20 protein-coding genes are annotated in these 17503 nt (G+C 32.7%); 4 read left to right on the forward strand and 16 right to left on the reverse strand.

Annotation, left to right across the window (positions count from 1 at the left end; genetic code table 11):
• Position 1: 1 nt before the first annotated feature.
• The 7 genes from ettA to AAC024_RS02625 all read right to left on the reverse strand — a co-directional run bounded on the left by ettA (position 2) and on the right by AAC024_RS02625 (position 5379).
• Positions 2-1693: an energy-dependent translational throttle protein EttA gene (gene ettA, locus AAC024_RS02595; protein ID WP_339893622.1), complete on the reverse strand. Its 1692-nt coding sequence runs from the start codon at positions 1691-1693 to the stop codon at positions 2-4.
• An 89-nt stretch (positions 1694-1782) separates the two neighbouring features.
• Positions 1783-1965 carry a CAL67264 family membrane protein gene (locus tag AAC024_RS02600; RefSeq protein ID WP_237230750.1) on the reverse strand — a complete coding sequence of 61 codons (183 nt, stop codon included), beginning with the start codon at positions 1963-1965 and terminating at the stop codon, positions 1783-1785.
• A 103-nt stretch (positions 1966-2068) separates the two neighbouring features.
• A complete protein-coding gene (locus tag AAC024_RS02605; protein ID WP_339893623.1) occupies positions 2069-2785 on the reverse strand; it encodes a pirin family protein in 717 nt (238 codons plus the stop codon).
• Positions 2786-3038: 253 nt separating this feature from the next.
• On the reverse strand, positions 3039-3908 hold the full coding sequence (locus AAC024_RS02610) for a pirin family protein (RefSeq protein ID WP_339893624.1): 870 nt from the start codon (positions 3906-3908) through the stop codon (positions 3039-3041).
• 50 nt (positions 3909-3958) lie between these two features.
• Positions 3959-4396 carry a MarR family transcriptional regulator gene (locus AAC024_RS02615; RefSeq protein WP_339893625.1) on the reverse strand — a complete coding sequence of 146 codons (438 nt, stop codon included), beginning with the start codon at positions 4394-4396 and terminating at the stop codon, positions 3959-3961.
• A gap of 35 nt (positions 4397-4431) precedes the next feature.
• Positions 4432-4962 (reverse strand): NAD(P)H-dependent oxidoreductase, encoded by a 531-nt coding sequence (locus tag AAC024_RS02620; RefSeq protein WP_339893626.1) that lies wholly within the window; start codon positions 4960-4962, stop codon positions 4432-4434.
• A gap of 60 nt (positions 4963-5022) precedes the next feature.
• Complete coding sequence (locus tag AAC024_RS02625; protein ID WP_339893627.1) at positions 5023-5379, reverse strand: DoxX family protein; 357 nt, start codon at positions 5377-5379, stop codon at positions 5023-5025.
• 143 nt (positions 5380-5522) lie between these two features.
• On the opposite strand from AAC024_RS02625, the gene AAC024_RS02630 reads away from it, so the two are divergent.
• Both AAC024_RS02630 and AAC024_RS02635 read left to right on the forward strand, forming a co-directional pair.
• Positions 5523-7151, forward strand: coding sequence for a carboxyl transferase domain-containing protein (locus AAC024_RS02630; protein WP_339893628.1), 1629 nt, complete (start codon positions 5523-5525; stop codon positions 7149-7151).
• Position 7152: 1 nt separating this feature from the next.
• Entirely contained in the window at positions 7153-8427 is a 1275-nt protein-coding gene (locus AAC024_RS02635) for an MFS transporter (RefSeq protein WP_339893629.1), read from the forward strand.
• Positions 8428-8494: 67 nt separating this feature from the next.
• Here AAC024_RS02635 and AAC024_RS02640 read toward each other — a convergent pair whose 3' ends face one another.
• The 7 genes from AAC024_RS02640 to AAC024_RS02670 form a co-directional block, all read right to left on the reverse strand.
• Positions 8495-8653, reverse strand: a complete 159-nt coding sequence (locus AAC024_RS02640) for a hypothetical protein (RefSeq protein ID WP_339893630.1) — start codon at positions 8651-8653, stop codon at positions 8495-8497.
• A gap of 370 nt (positions 8654-9023) precedes the next feature.
• On the reverse strand, positions 9024-10097 hold the full coding sequence (locus AAC024_RS02645) for an AMP-binding protein (RefSeq protein WP_339893631.1): 1074 nt from the start codon (positions 10095-10097) through the stop codon (positions 9024-9026).
• A gap of 3 nt (positions 10098-10100) precedes the next feature.
• Complete coding sequence (locus AAC024_RS02650) at positions 10101-11060, reverse strand: CPBP family intramembrane glutamic endopeptidase (protein WP_339893632.1); 960 nt, start codon at positions 11058-11060, stop codon at positions 10101-10103.
• A 2-nt stretch (positions 11061-11062) separates the two neighbouring features.
• A complete protein-coding gene (locus AAC024_RS02655) occupies positions 11063-12100 on the reverse strand; it encodes an o-succinylbenzoate synthase (protein WP_339893633.1) in 1038 nt (345 codons plus the stop codon).
• Positions 12101-12778, reverse strand: a complete 678-nt coding sequence (locus AAC024_RS02660) for a metal-dependent hydrolase (RefSeq protein ID WP_339893634.1) — start codon at positions 12776-12778, stop codon at positions 12101-12103.
• 33 nt (positions 12779-12811) lie between these two features.
• Complete coding sequence (gene menA, locus AAC024_RS02665; RefSeq protein ID WP_339893635.1) at positions 12812-13732, reverse strand: 1,4-dihydroxy-2-naphthoate octaprenyltransferase; 921 nt, start codon at positions 13730-13732, stop codon at positions 12812-12814.
• Positions 13720-14559 (reverse strand): 1,4-dihydroxy-2-naphthoyl-CoA synthase, encoded by an 840-nt coding sequence (locus AAC024_RS02670; protein WP_339893636.1) that lies wholly within the window; start codon positions 14557-14559, stop codon positions 13720-13722. Before AAC024_RS02670 ends, menA begins: the two co-directional genes overlap by 13 nt.
• Before the next feature lie 351 nt (positions 14560-14910).
• On the opposite strand from AAC024_RS02670, the gene AAC024_RS02675 reads away from it, so the two are divergent.
• Entirely contained in the window at positions 14911-15087 is a 177-nt protein-coding gene (locus AAC024_RS02675) for a hypothetical protein (protein ID WP_339893637.1), read from the forward strand.
• A gap of 178 nt (positions 15088-15265) precedes the next feature.
• Here the strand turns inward: AAC024_RS02675 and ung are convergent, their stop codons facing one another.
• Positions 15266-15931 (reverse strand): uracil-DNA glycosylase, encoded by a 666-nt coding sequence (ung, locus tag AAC024_RS02680; RefSeq protein ID WP_339893638.1) that lies wholly within the window; start codon positions 15929-15931, stop codon positions 15266-15268.
• Positions 15932-15939: 8 nt separating this feature from the next.
• Positions 15940-16944: a DNA polymerase III subunit delta gene (holA, locus tag AAC024_RS02685; RefSeq protein ID WP_339893639.1), complete on the reverse strand. Its 1005-nt coding sequence runs from the start codon at positions 16942-16944 to the stop codon at positions 15940-15942.
• A 61-nt stretch (positions 16945-17005) separates the two neighbouring features.
• On the opposite strand from holA, the gene AAC024_RS02690 reads away from it, so the two are divergent.
• The coding region (locus AAC024_RS02690; RefSeq protein WP_339893640.1) for a type I restriction enzyme HsdR N-terminal domain-containing protein at positions 17006-17503 on the forward strand (498 nt) is incomplete at its 3' end.

Below are 17503 nucleotides of genomic sequence, written 5' to 3' on the forward strand. Positions count from 1 at the left end.
CCTATCGTACTAACTTTCTATATTTTATTCGTTTCGGCATTAAATCTCCACCAAGACGTTTCTTCTTATTTTCTTCATAATCAGAAAAACCACCTTCAAAGAAATACACCTGAGAATCGCCTTCAAAAGCTAAAATATGCGTGCAAATTCTATCTAAAAACCAACGGTCGTGACTAATTACTACGGCGCAACCTGCAAAGTTTTCTAAACCTTCTTCTAATGCTCGTAAGGTATTCACATCAAGGTCATTAGTAGGCTCATCTAAAAGTAATACATTACCTTCTTCTTTAAGCGTCATTGCTAGATGCAAACGGTTACGCTCACCACCAGAAAGCAGTTTTACTTTTTTATTTTGTTCGCCTCCAGAAAAGTTAAATCGACTTAAATAAGCTCTAGAATTTACTTCCTTGCCACCCATCAAAATCAGTTCTTGCTCGTCACTAAAGTTTTGCCAAATGGTTTTCTCAGGATCTATATTTGAGTGCTTTTGGTCAACATAAGCTAGTTGAGCGGTATCTCCAACAACAAACTCGCCTTTATCAGGAGTTTCTTCTCCCATAATCATTCTGAAAATAGTGGTTTTACCTGCACCATTTGGTCCAATAATACCAACTATTCCGGCTTGTGGTAAGCTGAAGTTTAAATCGTCATATAATAATTTATCATCATAACCTTTAGCAACACCTTTGGCATCAATAACATTTGTTCCTAAACGCGGGCCGTTAGGAATATATATTTCAAGTTTTTCGTCAAGTTGTTTTTGGTCTTGACTCATTAACTTATCGTAATTCTTTAAACGTGCCTTTTGCTTTGTTTGACGGCCTTTTGCACCTTGTCGAACCCATTCTAACTCACGTTCTAATGTTTTTTGACGCTTAGAAGCCACTTTACCTTCCTGCGCCATACGTTTCGATTTTTGATCTAACCAAGACGAATAGTTCCCTTTCCAAGGAATCCCTTCACCTCTATCTAACTCTAAAATCCAACCTGCTACGTTATCTAAAAAGTATCTATCGTGTGTTACTGCTATTACAGTGCCTTTGTATTGTGCTAAATGGTGTTCTAACCAATGCACAGACTCTGCATCTAAATGGTTGGTAGGCTCATCTAAAAGCAACACATCGGGTTCTTGTAAAAGTAAACGACATAATGCCACACGGCGACGTTCTCCACCAGATAAAACACTTATTTTTTTATCTCCGTCTGGAGTGCGCAATGCATCCATTGCAATTTCCAGTTTGGTATCTAACTCCCAAGCATTTGCTGCATCAATTTCATCTTGAAGCACCGCTTGTCTGTCCATTAATTTCTGCATCTTATCTGCGTCAGAGTAAACCTCCTCTAACCCAAACATATCGTTAATTTTATTGTATTCGTCAAGAATAGCAACCGTTTCAGAAGCACCTTCACGAACAATTTCCATAACCGTTTTGTTTTCATCCAGTTTTGGTTCTTGCTCTAAAAACCCAACTGAATAGTCTTGTAAAAAGGTAACATCGCCTTGGAAATTTTTATCAACTCCCGCAATAATCTTTAGCAAAGTAGATTTACCAGAACCATTAAGACCTAGGATGCCAATTTTTGCTCCATAAAAGAAGCTTAAATAAATATTTTTTAAAACTGGTGTATTTGCACCAGGAAATGTCTTAGTTAAACCAGACATTGAAAATATTACTTTTTTATCGTCACTCATTTTTTACGTTTATTCGTTGATATGTTTAATTGTTAATCATTTTTTGGAAAATCAGAAATCTGCAATCGCTATTCGTAAATCTAAAATCTCTAAACCCGTCCTTTTAAAGCATTAAACACCCATGCAATTGCAAAAAAGCCAATACCTACGGTTGCAAAACCCCATCCCGCAACATCATCATATCTATATGCGCCCATTAAAATCAGTATAATTCCCATAATAATCATTAAAACAGTTGCCCAAGCTAGTACCGTATTTTTATTCATTGCCATAATCTATTCTTTATTTTGGTTAGTCTAAAAGCAAATATCGTAGTTTTAAATAAAAAAGCATCCAAAAATGGATGCTTTTTCGCTATTAATCAAATAAACAATCTTAGTTCATAGGAACTTCGACAATAATGATTTCCGAATTTTTTTTAGCTACAATTTCTAAACGTTCAGCTTCCCAAACTCCAATAGCATCTCTTTTCCCTAACAAATTACCAGAAATTTCTACGGCACCTTCAACTATAAAAACATAAAATCCATGGTTATTACTTTTTGAATTTAAGGTTATGGCATGTCCACTATCTAAATCTGTACTATAAATGTATGCCTGCTGACTAATTGGCAAAGCATTACCTTCCAACTTATCCATAGGAGCAACAACAGTTTGCAGCTTGTTTTTCTGTTTCTCAGCACCAAACTCACGTTGCTCATAATTAGGTTCCACATCCATTTCTTCTGGAACAATCCATAATTGTAAAAAGTTTACCTCGTCAGTTTTACTATCGTTAAATTCCGAATGCGTTAATCCAGTTCCAGCACTCATAACTTGAACTTCTCCTACCTCAATAGCGCGCTTATTCCCCATACTATCTTTATGCGACAACGCTCCTTTTAAAGGAATAGAAATAATTTCCATGTTTTTATGCGGATGTGTTCCAAACCCCATTTTGGGCTGTACCACATCATCATTAAGGACGCGTAACATACCAAAATTCATACGTTCAGCATCTTGATAACTTGCAAAACTAAACGTGTGATGCGATTTTAACCAACCATGATTTGCAAAACCTCTCGTTTCTGCTTTATGAATTATTGTTTTCATATTAAAATATTTATTTTTTTATTTCCTTGAAGAAGGAAATCTTGTCTTTATTCGTTTTTTGGGCGTTACCACAAGGGTCGGGCTTTACGTTACAAGTCCTCGCACCTCCTTCTTCGGGCTGTGGGCTTTCCACTGCAATCCCTAACGCGGAAGCCTCCCCTAACCCCTCCAAAGAAGGGGAACACCTACTCTTATTCAAAACCTGCAAGGTTTTTAAAACCTTGCAGGTTAACCATGTATTCCCGCTTTGGGCTTAGGGGGCTAAAAAACCCATTTTACCCATTTGGTAATCGCGCATAGCTTCCATAATTTCCGTTTGTGTATTCATTACATAAGGCCCATAAGTTTTTACAGGCTCGTTAATAGGTTCTCCTGAAATAAATAATAGTTTACTCGTTTCATTAGCTTCAATAGAAAAACCTTCACCATCTTGATTAAACTGAATTAATTGATTGTTGTTTAATTTTAAAATTTCAGAATCATTTATCAAAACATTCCCTTTTAATAGATATACTGTTGATTGATGTGAATTTGGAACTTTAATACTGTAAGTTCCTCCCGCTTTAATATCAATCATAAAAGCATTTACTGGTGTTTGCGTTTGAATGCGTCCGTAAACACCTTCCAATTCACCCGCTATAATTTGAATGTTCACTTTGTTATCTTCGGAAGAAACCACTCTAAAATCTTCATTTTTTACATGCTGATAATTAGCGGGCATCATCTTCTTTTCTGATGGTAAATTCAACCATAACTGAATGCCTTCAAGAGTGCCTCCTTTTTGCACAAATTCTTTTGTGGGTGCTTCTGAATGAATAATACCTCTTCCTGCGGTTGTCCATTGCACATCTCCAGCTTTTACAACACTTTCGTTACCTAAAGAATCACGATGTAATTGTTCGCCTTCAACTAAAAAAGTAATAGGTTCAAATCCACGATGTGGATGTGGCCCGAAATCAAAAGGATTATTCTGTTCTGAAATGTCATAAGGTCCATAATGATGTAAAAGTATAAACGGATCTATATTATCAATGCGCTGTGTTGGAATAGGTTGCCGCAATTGAATGGGACCCATATTTACGAAATCACTTCGTCCTACTTTATTTATTGTATTTAGTTTCATAATGTTTATTTTTTTTTAATTTCCATGGAAACTATTTATTTAAATTTTTTTTATCTAATCTTATCTAATAAATCACTTAACAGAGATGCTTCATTTTCTGTTAAATTTTCTAGTAAATCTTCTTTAAAATTTTTATCAATATCCTTTAACAATAACAAACCAGGATCTGTTATTTGGATATGAACAACTCTTCGATCTTCCGGACAAGGCAATCTATTTATAAAACCTTTATCGCAAAGTTTGTCCATCAATCTTGTGGCATTAGGTGCTCGTTCAATCATTCGTTCTTTAATAGTTTGAACTTTAATTGGCTCTCCCGCGCCACGAAGAATTCTTAATATATTAAACTGTTGAGGAGATATTCCATAAGGTTTAAAAAACTCGTTCTGGTGGCTACTAATCCAATTTGCTGTATAAATGATATTCAATAATGCTTTCACCTTATTATTAGCAAAGTTTGAATTAATATCTTGTGAAATATCTCCCATGTTTTCAGTATTCAGTATTCAGTCTCAGTATGCAGTTACAATGCTTTTTTAAATGTTTCAACTTTACTTTTTAATTCTAAATGTAATTCTTCATTAACCAATTTTCCTTCTTTAAAATTATCAAAAAATGATGGCAAACTAAAATCTGCAACAATATTTCCTCCCATAAATGGGAAACGTCCTTTGGCAATTTCTAATACCGTAGCTCCTCCTCTGACTCCAGGAGATGAGGCCATTAATAACATAGGTTTTTCACTCCAAAGCTTTCCATCAATTCTAGACATCCAGTCAAAAATATTTTTAAATACTGTAGCATAAGCGCCATTATGTTCTGCTAAAGATAATACGATGCCATCAGATGATTTCATAGTATCTAAAAACTTTTGTGCATTATCTGGAATACCTTTTTCATTTTCTAAATCCATACCATAAACTGGCAATTCAAAATCATTTAAATCTAAAATACTGACGTTAACATTTTTTACTAGACTTGATGCATAAACAGCTAACTGCTTATTTATTGATGTTTTACTATTACTTCCTGCAAAAGCTATTATATTTTTCATTGAATTATTTTTTATTCATTTCCTCGAAGGAGGGAATCTCTAGTTATTTTTATTAAATATTTACTTACTGTTTCTTTTATAAAATATATAAGACACAATTAAAGTTATTAGTGCTACTACAGCTGTTCCTTGTTGCCCATCTCCAATCATGTAATGAGCAAAAAACGCTAATATAAAAGCATAAAAGAAACCTGCATAAGCCCATTCCTTAAGAACTTTAAAACTAGGCGTCCATATAGCTACTAGCCCTAATAACTTTACTGTAGCGTAAGGATAAATTAAGTATGTTGGATACCCAAAACTTTCAAAAGCTTGTGAAATTGCTTCATACTTAAAGAAATACATACTTATTGAAAAAAGCATAACAGCCGTAAGCAAACCAGTAGCAATGTAATAAATTATTTTATCTCGTTTCATTTCTCATTATTTAAATTATAGTACAAACTTACAATAAAAATATTTATATTCCAAGGAATATAATTCCATGTAATATTATTTAACAAAATATTCACTTTTTATACAGGAATTGGTTTTGTAAATTCGTGACAAATAATCACTCTATGGATATCAACTTCAATAAAAACGAAGATCATAATAAACTTTTACTTTCAGAACTGAACAAAAGACTTGCAAAAGTGAGTTTGGGTGGTGGGAAATCACGTATTGAAAAGCTTCATAGTAAAGGTAAAATGACCGCTAGAGAACGTATTCATTATTTATTGGATGCTAAAGCAAAATCCATTGAGATTGCGGCTTTTGCTGGAGAAGGCATGTATGCGCAACATGGTGGTTGTCCGTCTGGTGGTGTGGTTATAAAAATAGGATATATAAAAGGTAAACAATGTATTGTTGTTGCTAATGATGCTACTGTTAAAGCTGGTGCATGGTTTCCCATTACTGCAAAAAAGAACCTTCGTGCTCAAGAAATAGCTATTGAAAATAAATTGCCCATTATCTATTTAGTTGATAGTGCTGGTGTCTATCTTCCATTGCAAGATGAAATTTTTCCTGACAAAGAACATTTTGGACGCATTTTTAGAAATAATGCCATAATGAGTAGTATGGGTATTACGCAAATTGCTGCAGTTATGGGCAGTTGTGTTGCTGGTGGCGCTTACCTTCCTATTATGAGTGATGAAGCTTTAATAGTTGATAAAACTGGAAGCATTTTCCTTGCAGGAAGTTATTTGGTAAAAGCTGCTATAGGAGAAAGCATAGATAATGAAACTTTAGGCGGAGCAACAACACATTGCGAGATATCTGGCGTTATCGACTATAAATCCAAAGACGATAAAGATGCTTTAGAAACTATAAAGAATATTATTGATAAAATTGGCGATTATGATAAGGCCGGATTTAACCGAAGTAAATCTAAAAAACCAATAGAAAACCCTGAAGACATTTATGGTATTGTTCCAAAATCGAGAGCAGATCAATACGATATGTATGCCATTATTAAACGTTTAGTTGATAATTCGGAATACGATGAATATAAAGCTGGTTATGGAAAAACTATCATCACTTGTTACGCTAGGATAGATGGTTGGGCAGTAGGTATTGTTGCTAACCAACGTAAACTAGTTAAAACCAAAAAAGGTGAAATGCAGTTTGGTGGGGTCATTTATAATGATAGCGCAGATAAATCAACAAGGTTTATTGCTAATTGCAACCAAAAGAAAATTCCATTAGTCTTTCTGCAAGATGTTACAGGGTTTATGGTAGGCAGTAAAAGTGAGCACTCTGGTATTATAAAAGATGGCGCAAAAATGGTAAATGCTGTTAGTAATTCGGTAGTGCCTAAATTCACAGTAATTATAGGTAATAGTTACGGTGCTGGTAATTACGCGATGTGTGGAAAAGCTTATGACCCAAGATTGATTGTAGCATGGCCAAGTGCAGAACTTGCGGTTATGAGTGGTAATTCTGCCGCTAAAGTATTATTACAAATAGAAAAGGCATCACTCGAAAAACAAGGTGAAAAAATTACCCCTGAAAAAGAAAAGGAATTATTTAATAAAATAAAAGACCGTTACGATAACCAAGTTTCTCCGTATTATGCAGCAGCAAGAATCTGGACAGATGCTATTATTAACCCACTAGACACTAGAACTTGGATTTCTATGGGTATTGAAGCTGCTAACCACGCTCCTATTGAAAAGAAATTTAATATGGGGATTTTACAAGTTTAACATGCAGAAAGAAAACACTAAAAAGCAGCCTCCGTATGTCATAATTTTATTAATATTAGCAGCAGAAGCTGTTTTTATTTTGCCTTTTGTTCTTCAACGCATTTTTAGACCAACCTTCCTAGAAAGTTTTTCTATTAACAATGAAGATTTAGGTTATTGCTTTTCTGTTTATGGCATTATTGCTTTATTTTCTTATTTATTTGGGGGACCATTAGCAGATAAATTTCATCCAAAAAATTTAATGTCCGCTTCATTATTATTAACGGCTCTAGGAGGACTTTATTTAGCTACATTTCCTTCTTTAGAAAATTTACATTTTCTTTATGGGTATTGGGGTTTTACAACAATATTTTTATTTTGGGCAGCTATGATAAAGGCTACCAGAATATGGGGAGGAAAAAATAAACAAGGAATCGCTTTTGGTTTTTTAGATGGAGGTCGTGGATTAGTTGCAGCTGCCTTTGGGTCTGTTGGTGTCTTGATATTTTCATTATTTATTGATGTAGATATTTCTGAAACAACATTACAAGAACGCCAATATGCTTTCAAACAAGTTATACTCATCTGCTCTATGATTGTTGGCATTATTGCCATTTTGGTATATCTATTCTTAAAGCCGTTAGCGAGTGACGAAGTTAAATCTCAAAGACCATATTTTAATCGTGAGAGTTTTATTATTCTTCTAAAAATTCCTTCAATACGCTTATTAATGCTAATAATACTATGCGCTTATACAGGGTATAAAGCAACAGATTTGTTTACACTTTATGCAAAAGACATCATGGGTTATGATGCCATAAAATCTGCTAGTGTTGGCACGTCTTTGCTGTATATTAGACCAGTTATTGGTGTCGCAATTGGGTTAATGGCTGATAGAACTAGAGCTTCATTATGGCTAATTATCGGTTTCTTACTTACAACTTCGGCTAGTATTATTTTTGCCCTTGGTATTATTAATGATAGCACAACAGCTTTATTTGTTATCAATATTCTTATAATGGCAATTGGCGTATATTCTGCTCGTGTATTGTATTTTGCAACACTTGAAGAAGCAGAAATCCCTATAGCTCTAACGGGAACAGCTGTTGGATTAGTCTCTATTGTTGGTTATACTCCAGATATTTTTTCGGGTCCCATGTTTGGTATTTTAGTTGATAATCCTGATAAAATATTAGGTCTTCAAAATGCATTTATTGTTCTAACAGTATTCAGTGCTGTTGGACTCATTGCTTCAATTTTATTTTTCAAACTTTCTAAAGAAAAGAAATTGTTATAAACGCCTTAAGCTAGAAGCTTATTTTTTATTACTGAAATAATTTCTGGAAGCAAAATAATAGCTGCTACTAGTAATACACTATTCTTAGCTTTATTTTTATATCATTTTCTAAATTAGTAATTGGATTGGTTTCAGCATTTGGATTTCTAACCATAATCACAGTATTTACTGCCTTATTATTAACCTGAGTTCGCCGTAAGAACAAACATAATCTAATGAAAATCATTTATTTATGTTTCAATGTCAGGTTGAGCGCAGTCGAAACCCAAAGAATTTATCGATTTTAATGACCTTTCGACTGCGCTCAAGGTGACAACCCAACTATTTTGTTGATTTCACCCTTAAAATGGAGATTTTTATATCGAACTCAGGTTATTAAGACGTGACAAAAATTATTTTTGAGAAATTCACTACTCACAATTTTCAGGATAACAAAAACCTGACAGGTTTTCAAAACCTGTCAGGTCAACGTAACGAAAAATCCGTAATACCCTATATGTGTGCAGTTTATAGTTCTATTCTAAATTTTTGTCATGTATTAAAAAAATTCCTCACTAATTTTTTTATTAGCATTTAAGACTATAATGAAGTTGTCTTTAAACAAGATTTAGTGCCTCTAAAGTTTTTTTGCGATGAATTTTACCCGAAGTAGTTTCTTTAAATTTTGATATGGCATAAATTTCTTTTGGCTTTTCATATTTCTCTAAGCCCTCAAAAATCGTATCATCTATATCGTTTTTATTCCCTTCTATAACTAGAATAAGCTTTTCACCTAAAGTATCATCTTCTTTTGAAGCTATAAAAAATTCACCCTTAATTTTATCTTGAAGTTTACTTTCAATTTGCTCTGGAAATAATTTAACACCTCCGGAATTTACTACATTATCATAACGCCCTAACCATTCAAAACTCGAATCAGATTTCAGTTCAACTATGTCGTTAGTAACAATTTTAGAATCAGATAAATTGGGAGCATCTATAACCAAACATCCTCTTTCGTCTTGAGATAATTTAATTCCTGGAAGTGTTGCAAAATATTGCTCTTCTTCTTGCCCTAAAAAATTGTTTAACTTTTTAACTGCAATATGCGAAACGGTTTCTGTCATACCATAAGTTTCGTAAACATGCGGTTTTTTATCTTTAATTAAATCAATAATAGCATTTGAAACACGACCTCCACCAACAATTACGGTTTTAATACTTTTCAAATATTTAGCAAAATTTTTGAGTTGCATAGGTGTGAAAGCACAAAAATCATAATCTTTTTCATAATCAATACGTGGTAGTACAGATGGTTCAACCATATCTAATTCCAGGCCTAAAATTATAGCTCTTACAATCATCATTTTACCAGCTATAAAATTTGATGGTAAACAGTGAAGCACTTTATTCCCTGGTTTTAAATTAAAAAAATCACCTGTTGCTATAGCAGAATTTACCATAGCTTCTTTCTTAATTTTTAATTTTTTTGGTTTCCCTGTAGAACCAGAGGTTTTTACAATAACATAATCTTTATCATCTAACCAATCCAATAAGAAATTTCCAAGTTCATACTGATAAGGTAATCCTTCCTTAACATAGCTGTAGGCAACTTCCATAAGGTCTTCATAAGTATAACTTAAATTATCAAGTTTAAATTTTAAGTGTACGTTAGTATAATTTGGTATCATATTTTAATTTAAAATTTTATAATCTTCTTTCGGAGGTTCAACTACTTGGCCTAAAAGTTTGTCTTTCCAGTTACTCCAGTTGTATTTTTTTGCAAGTATAAAAAGTAAAATTGGAAACACAACAAAAACTGGGACGAATATTTCTGCTAACCCCATTTCTGATGGATCTGATAAATCTTTTAATATAGAATGTGTTTGAAAAACTGTCCAATCAGCAGTTACTAAAAGTGCTGTGAATAGATTATTGGCGGCATGAAAACCTAAAGCCAATTCTAAGCCATCATCCATAAGGGTTATGATACCTAAAAACAAGCCTGTTCCTATATAATATACCATAATAACATACCCCAGCTTATCTACTTCTGGATTAGCAATATGAAGCAACCCAAAAACTATAGATGTTATAATTAATGGTAGCCATCTATTTTTAGCCAAAACACCTATGCCTTGCATTAAATAACCTCTAAACAGGTACTCTTCAAAACTAGTTTGTAATGGAACTAAAAACACTGCTATAACACTAAGAATTAGAAATGGTATTAAATTAAAATTCCATTGATAATCTTCAGGTGACATAAAGTAATCTGTCAAAACAAGACTACTAGAAACTATTCCCCATAATAAAAAGATGAACCAAAATCGTTTCCAATCTATTTTTTTTCTGGTAGTAGTCAAATCTTTTACAGATTGTTTATGCAAAAATTTAACCGCCAATAGTAGCGCTATTAGTCCTCCTGCGAATGGTAACAGTATAAACACTAAATTTATATTTGGTTCAAATAAACCCATAATATAACTTGTATTATCCAATTGAGACAAATCTATATTACCATTTGCTGTTTCAATAGCTATAGCTATTAGGTGCGGCATTGAAAAAACAACAACTCCTATAATGGCTATTATAACACCTATTACATAACGCCAAAATTCGTGTAACCCATAATATGCTCTCGCTATATACATAATTATAAACTAAATTTCCAATTTTCTAAATTACTGTAGTGCAATGTCCCATTATTTACTTGTAAAGGGCATTCAAAATTGTTTGTAAACAAACTACCTGTACCCAAACCTTGCGGTAAACCACTTTGCTTGGTATAGGTATATTGTGCAATAGCATTTAAGCCAATATTACTTTCCAAAGCACTTGTTATCCACCATCCAATATTTTGTTTTTCAGCCAAATTAATCCATGCATCACTTCCTGTAAATCCACCTACCAAACTTGGCTTTAAAATAATATACTGTGGATTTATGATTTGTAGCAATTCTTGCTTCTTTGTTACAGAAAAAGTACCAATTAATTCTTCATCTAAAGCGATTGGTAATGGCGTTTTTTCGCATAATATGGCCATAGCATCCATTTGTCCTTGTTTTATAGGTTGCTCAATAGAATGTAAATCTAAATCTGATAAAATTTTTAGCTTTTCTAAAGCATCTGTTGGATGAAATGCGCCATTGGCATCCACACGTAATTCGATGTCTTTTGAAGAAATTTGATTTCTGATGGATTTTAACAGATTTATTTCTTGCTGAAAATCTATGGCTCCAATTTTCATTTTAATACAACTAAAACCAGCTTTAATTTTATCGGCAATTTGCGCTTTCATGAACCCTTCACTACCCATCCACACGAGTCCGTTAATAGAAATTGAAGCTTCACCTCTAGTAAACTTTGAAGGAAATAATTCAAAAGAGTCTTTACTTTCTAAAGATTTAAAAGCCATTTCTAAACCTATTTGGATACTAGGAAACGCTGTTAATTCCAACAGTAATTCATCTAAACCTAAATCAACATGCTTACAAACCCACTTTAGTTTGTCTTCGTAGTCAGGTCTGTCGTCTATTGATAAGCCTCTAAATAATCCACATTCACCTATACCTCGCCTGCCTTCCGATTTTAAAATAAGAAACCAGGTTTCTTTAGTTCTTAGTATCCCGCGAGATGTTCCACTGGGGTGTTTGAAGTTTAAAATGTACTTTTTATAGGTTGCTTGTGTCATCTATAATTCAATAAAATCACCTATTTCTAGCAACATTAAGTCTTTGTTTTGTTTAAAAAATTTTCGCTTAGCCTCTTCGTGATCTATTTCAATATAGCCAAATGTATCGTAGTGATATCCTAAAACTTTATCACAGGCAACAAAATCACTGGCAAAAATAGCATCATCAACGCCCATGGTAAAATTATCTCCTATTGGTAAAATGGCTAAATCTAATTTTGTCTGCAACGGTATTAACTTCATATCAAAAGTTAGGGCTGTATCTCCTGCTATATAAATATTCTTGTGTTCGCCTTCAATCACAAAACCTCCTGGTTGCCCACCGTAACTTCCGTCTGGAAACGAAGACGTGTGAATAGCATTTACATATTTAACAGTACCAAACTCGAAATCCCATTTCCCGCCATGATTCATAGGATGCCCTTCAATATCTAATTTACCAAAATAATTAACAATCTCGAAGTTAGAAATCACTACTGCTCCTGTTCTTTTAGCAATAGATTCAACATCTGCAATATGATCTTGATGTGCATGAGTAACTAAAATATAATCAGCTTTAAGCGAGTTTACATCAATATGAGAAGCTTTTTCATTGGGTGAAATAAATGGATCAACAAGAATATTTATATCCTTTATTTGAATGCCCAAACTAGCATGACCGTAAAATGTGATTTTCATATTAAAAAATTTAGTTTTAGAATATTAAATTTACTAAAATGGCAGTAAATGTCCAATTCCCATTAAGATTGCCAATAACACTGTTGTTAGTGCAAGTTTTTTAAGTTCTGGATCTAACAATTTAGGATCTATATTACCATTTACTCTTTTTAAATGTAGAAGTAAAGGGATATAAGTGATTATAAAAATTAAATTATATAACGAGGTAAAATATAGAAGTCCAAATAACCCAGATAGAATTATTGCCCCCAAAACTAAAATGTTATGATATATTTTAACATTTTTTTCTCCTAATTTAACAGCTAAGGTAATTTTGTTTGATTTTTTATCAGACAATCTATCTCTCATGTTATTCAAATTTAATACAGCTGTACTCAATAAACCTATAGTAATTGCAGGTAAAAAAATAACATGGTCTATTTGTTTTGCAAATAAAACATAACAACCAATAACACTTACTAAACCAAAAAAAACAAATACAAAAACATCACCCATCCCTTTATAACCATAGGCATTATTGCCCATTGTGTAGCGAATAGCTGAAATAATAGATCCTATACCAAGTGAAAAGAAAAAAATAGTAAGTAAAAAATGTTTTACACCAAACGCACTAAATATAAGTGTGAATGCTAAAATAATTGATATAACTATATTTAATTTAATGGCATTCATCAATTCTTCTGGTGAAATTTCACCAGATTGTATGGCACGTTCTGGACCTATTCTGTTTTCATTATCCGTTCCCTTTACACCATCACCATAATCATTTGCAAGATTCGAAAGAATTTGAAAACTAAGTGTTGTAAGTATAGCAAGAATGAATATTTTCCACTCAAATACACCGTTATAATGTGCTAAAAATGCCGCTAATATAATACCAGCGATTGATAGTGGAAGCGTTCTTAAACGCATTGTAGATATCCAAATAGAAATATTCTGCATTATGGAATCCATTTTTTATCAAAATTAGGTTTCCGCTTTTCTAAGAACGCGTTTCTACCTTCTTTTGCTTCATCTGTCATATATGCTAAACGTGTTGCTTCACCAGCAAAAACTTGTTGTCCAACCATACCATCATCTGTCAAATTCATAGCGAATTTAAGCATTTTAATAGATGTAGGTGATTTTGTTAATATTTCTTGAGCCCATTCATAGGCAGTACTTTCTAGGTCTTCATGGGGTACAACGGCATTTACCATGCCCATGTCATGAGCTTCTTGCGCCGAATAATTTCTACCTAAGAAAAAAATTTCTCTAGCCTTTTTTTGTCCCACCATTTTTGCTAAATAAGCAGATCCATAACCTCCATCAAAACTTGTAACATCAGCATCTGTTTGCTTAAAAATGGCATGTTCTTTACTGGCAAGTGTTAAATCGCAAATTACATGTAAACTATGCCCACCTCCAACAGCCCAACCAGGGACAACAGCAATAACAACTTTTGGCATAAAACGGATTAATCGCTGAACTTCTAAAATATTTAAACGATGATAGCCATCTTCACCAACATAACCTTGATGACCTCTTGCTTTTTGATCTCCTCCACTACAAAAAGAATAAATACCATCTTTTGTTGAAGGCCCTTCACCAGATAACAAGACCACTCCTATATTTACATCTTCATTAGCATCATAGAAAGCATCATATAATTCGCTTGTTGTTTTTGGACGAAAAGCATTTCGAACATTTGGTCTATTAAACGCTATTCTAGCCACACCATTACACTTTTTATAAGTGATATCCTGGTATTCTTTAACAACGACCCATTCAGGTTGATTCATGTTAGTTTTTATTTTATTCAAAAATAAATTTATTTCATTAAACAAGCGTTTTCATTTCAAAAAATTTTTAGCAAACACAGAAATTACTCAAATTATAAAGTAGTCAAAGATTATGTTATAAAATTACATTCTATATAAAAAAACATATTTACAATTAATAAGACAACAATTATTTATAGCATAGATTGAAAATATTCTAAAAATATAAAAATAGGTATAAGTACGTATTGTTTGTAACCATTTATTTGTTAATTTTGTAAGGTTATATGGAGATATTAACATTTTGTTCACAAAAAATTGCGTTTTAACGAATAATAATGTATTTTGCCGAACAATTAATCCCAAATGCCTATGTTATTAACAATTACTCTAATTCTTTCTGGACTTGTAACCATCAATTTGTTATTGCTAAAATTTAGCTGTAATAAAACTGCTAGAGTTACTAAAATTGATAAAAAACCTGTGGTTTTAAGAACACGTAATATTACGCCTTCAACATCGCAAATACTTGCGCCTACAGGGAGTTAACTTTTACGCTTTTTTTAAATGACGTAGTGACCGCTATTTGCTTTTGTGTCTTAATTTGCGAATAAAAGACTTTAGAATAAGGATATTTATGTGATCCGTTTTTATATTTGCTTCTATATTTTTAGCTCTTTTTTGCTCTTGCACGTTCATTTTAGAAATAAAAACACATAACCAAGACCTACCATACTATGGGCTGTAATTCTTTGCTTTTCAACCATTTGCTTGTATCAAAAAAGTTCTTGTTTCCAAACCAATAGCCTCTATTAGCACTTAATGGAGAAGGATGTCCTGAGGTTAAAACTTGATGCTTGTTTACATCAATCAATTTAACTTTCTTCTTTGCATAACCACCCCAAAGTAAAAACACGATATTCTCTTTTCTGTCACTTATAGTTTTTATAACCGAATCTGTAAAAGTTTCCCATCCTTTATTTTGATGACTACCAGCTTCATGTGCTTTAACTGTTAAAGTAGCATTTAACAACAAAACGCCTTGATTCGCCCAACGCATTAAATTACCGCTCTTTGGATATGGAATTCCTAAATCGGATTCTATTTCTTTAAAGATATTTTTTAATGAAGGCGGATGACTAATACCATCATTTACAGAAAAACACAAACCATTAGCTTGACCATCACCATGATATGGGTCTTGACCAATAATAACCACTTTTATAGCTTCAAAATGACAGTGATTAAAGGCATTAAAAATTTGACTTTCTGGCGGAAAACAGGTGTGGTTTTCATATTCAGAATTCACAAATTCAACTAAATCTGAAAAATAAGGTTTTTTAAGCTCGTCTTCTAAATAAGATTTCCAACTGTCATGAATATTAATATTCATACCACCAACTAATTAAATATTCTTACTAATAATTCCTTTAGTAAATCGCCTTGAGGTACTGCATTAGAACCAACCCCTTTACTTTTTACATCAAACTCTCTTAGGGTTGAAACAACAGCACTTACTTTTCGCATAGGAAAGTTTCTAGCCGCAGTAATGTATTCATTCACAAAATAAGGATTGATTTTTAATGCAGAGGCGACACTTCGCGGAGATTTATCTTTTAATCCATGAAAATGAAGAAGTTGGGAGAAAAAATTAAATAATAACGATACTGTTACCACCATAGGATGGTCCTTAGGATTGTTAGCAAAATAATTAACTATTTTATGGGCTTTAATGGCATTTCGTTCGCCAACAGCTTTACGTAATTCAAAATTATTATAATCTTTACTAATACCAATATTTTCCTCAATATGATCTGGAGAAATTTGGGTGCCTTCTGGTAAAATAATTTGAAGTTTTTCTAGTTCGTTATTTATTTTACTCAAATCTGTCCCTAAAAACTCCACAAGCATTTGTGCCGCTTTAGGTGATATTGTATATTTTTTAGGAGATAGAACCCGACGAATCCAATCGGCTACTTGATTTTCATAAAGCTTTTTACTTTCATAAACCACACCTGTTTTTTTAAGGGTTTTATATAAAGCTTTGCGTTTATCAATTTTTTTGTATTTATAATTAACCACTAAAACCGTTGTAGGCTGAGGATTTTCAGCATATTTAGCCAACTTTTCAATGGTACGAGATAAGTCTTGAGCTTCCTTTACTATAACAACCTGATATTCAGCCATCATTGGATAACGCTTTGCATTCCCAACTATATCTTCTACGGATACATCTCTACCATACAAAACCATTTGATTAAAACCACGCTCCTCTTCAGCCAATACTGTTGCTTCGATAAAATCTGAGATTTTATCAATATAATATGCCTCTTCACCCATTAAAAAATAAATAGGTTTCAGTTTTTTGTTTTTTATGTCAGTAACTAATTGTTTGACTTCGTCCAAATCGTAATAAAAATTTCTATGAAAATCACTTGAAGTGACATTATAATGATAAATTTGTGAGGTGCAAAATTTAAATTTCCACACATATAACTTCCGATTCAAAAATAGCGAAAATAAAGTTTCTATTTTTGATCCTATACGTAAAAAATTTATCGTTTTACAACCCGAAGAATGGGTGCGCCAACATTGCATTCAGTTTTTAATTCAAGAAAAAGGGTATCCAAAATCTTTAATTAATGTTGAAAAGGAACTGGTAATTAACGCATTAAAAAAACGCTATGATATTGTTATTTACAATCCAGATGGCAGTATTCACCTCATAGTAGAATGTAAAGCACCAAAAATAAACATCAAACAAAATACATTTGATCAAATAGCACGTTATAATTTAGAGTTAAATGCTACCTTCTTGATGGTAACCAATGGATTAAATCATTATTATTGTCAAATGGATTTTGAAAATGAACGTTATCAATTTTTAGAGGATATTCCGGAATACAGTAGGCAGTCGCAGTCGCAGTCGCAGTCGCAGTCGCAGTCGCATAAAACTATAAAAAAC

It is taken from the genome of uncultured Algibacter sp. (assembly GCF_963976535.1).
In the GTDB taxonomy this organism is placed as follows: domain Bacteria; phylum Bacteroidota; class Bacteroidia; order Flavobacteriales; family Flavobacteriaceae; genus Algibacter_B.

Excerpts from the sequence above, each read along its gene's own strand:
- menA (WP_339893635.1), bottom strand. The coding sequence starts at position 13,732 with ATGGATTCCATAATGCAGAATATTTCTATTTGGATATCTACAATGCGT.
- AAC024_RS02670 (WP_339893636.1), bottom strand. The coding sequence starts at position 14,559 with ATGAATCAACCTGAATGGGTCGTTGTTAAAGAATACCAGGATATCACT.
- ung (WP_339893638.1), bottom strand. The coding sequence starts at position 15,931 with ATGAATATTAATATTCATGACAGTTGGAAATCTTATTTAGAAGACGAG.
- AAC024_RS02635 (WP_339893629.1), top strand. The coding sequence starts at position 7,153 with ATGCAGAAAGAAAACACTAAAAAGCAGCCTCCGTATGTCATAATTTTA.
- AAC024_RS02625 (WP_339893627.1), bottom strand. The coding sequence starts at position 5,379 with ATGAAACGAGATAAAATAATTTATTACATTGCTACTGGTTTGCTTACG.
- AAC024_RS02605 (WP_339893623.1), bottom strand. The coding sequence starts at position 2,785 with ATGAAAACAATAATTCATAAAGCAGAAACGAGAGGTTTTGCAAATCAT.
- AAC024_RS02640 (WP_339893630.1), bottom strand. The coding sequence starts at position 8,653 with ATGATTTTCATTAGATTATGTTTGTTCTTACGGCGAACTCAGGTTAAT.
- AAC024_RS02655 (WP_339893633.1), bottom strand. The coding sequence starts at position 12,100 with ATGACACAAGCAACCTATAAAAAGTACATTTTAAACTTCAAACACCCC.
- AAC024_RS02645 (WP_339893631.1), bottom strand. The coding sequence starts at position 10,097 with ATGATACCAAATTATACTAACGTACACTTAAAATTTAAACTTGATAAT.
- AAC024_RS02610 (WP_339893624.1), bottom strand. The coding sequence starts at position 3,908 with ATGAAACTAAATACAATAAATAAAGTAGGACGAAGTGATTTCGTAAAT.
- AAC024_RS02615 (WP_339893625.1), bottom strand. The coding sequence starts at position 4,396 with ATGGGAGATATTTCACAAGATATTAATTCAAACTTTGCTAATAATAAG.
- AAC024_RS02620 (WP_339893626.1), bottom strand. The coding sequence starts at position 4,962 with ATGAAAAATATAATAGCTTTTGCAGGAAGTAATAGTAAAACATCAATA.
- AAC024_RS02650 (WP_339893632.1), bottom strand. The coding sequence starts at position 11,060 with ATGTATATAGCGAGAGCATATTATGGGTTACACGAATTTTGGCGTTAT.
- AAC024_RS02660 (WP_339893634.1), bottom strand. The coding sequence starts at position 12,778 with ATGAAAATCACATTTTACGGTCATGCTAGTTTGGGCATTCAAATAAAG.
- ettA (WP_339893622.1), bottom strand. The coding sequence starts at position 1,693 with ATGAGTGACGATAAAAAAGTAATATTTTCAATGTCTGGTTTAACTAAG.
- AAC024_RS02675 (WP_339893637.1), top strand. The coding sequence starts at position 14,911 with ATGTTATTAACAATTACTCTAATTCTTTCTGGACTTGTAACCATCAAT.
- AAC024_RS02600 (WP_237230750.1), bottom strand. The coding sequence starts at position 1,965 with ATGGCAATGAATAAAAATACGGTACTAGCTTGGGCAACTGTTTTAATG.
- AAC024_RS02630 (WP_339893628.1), top strand. The coding sequence starts at position 5,523 with ATGGATATCAACTTCAATAAAAACGAAGATCATAATAAACTTTTACTT.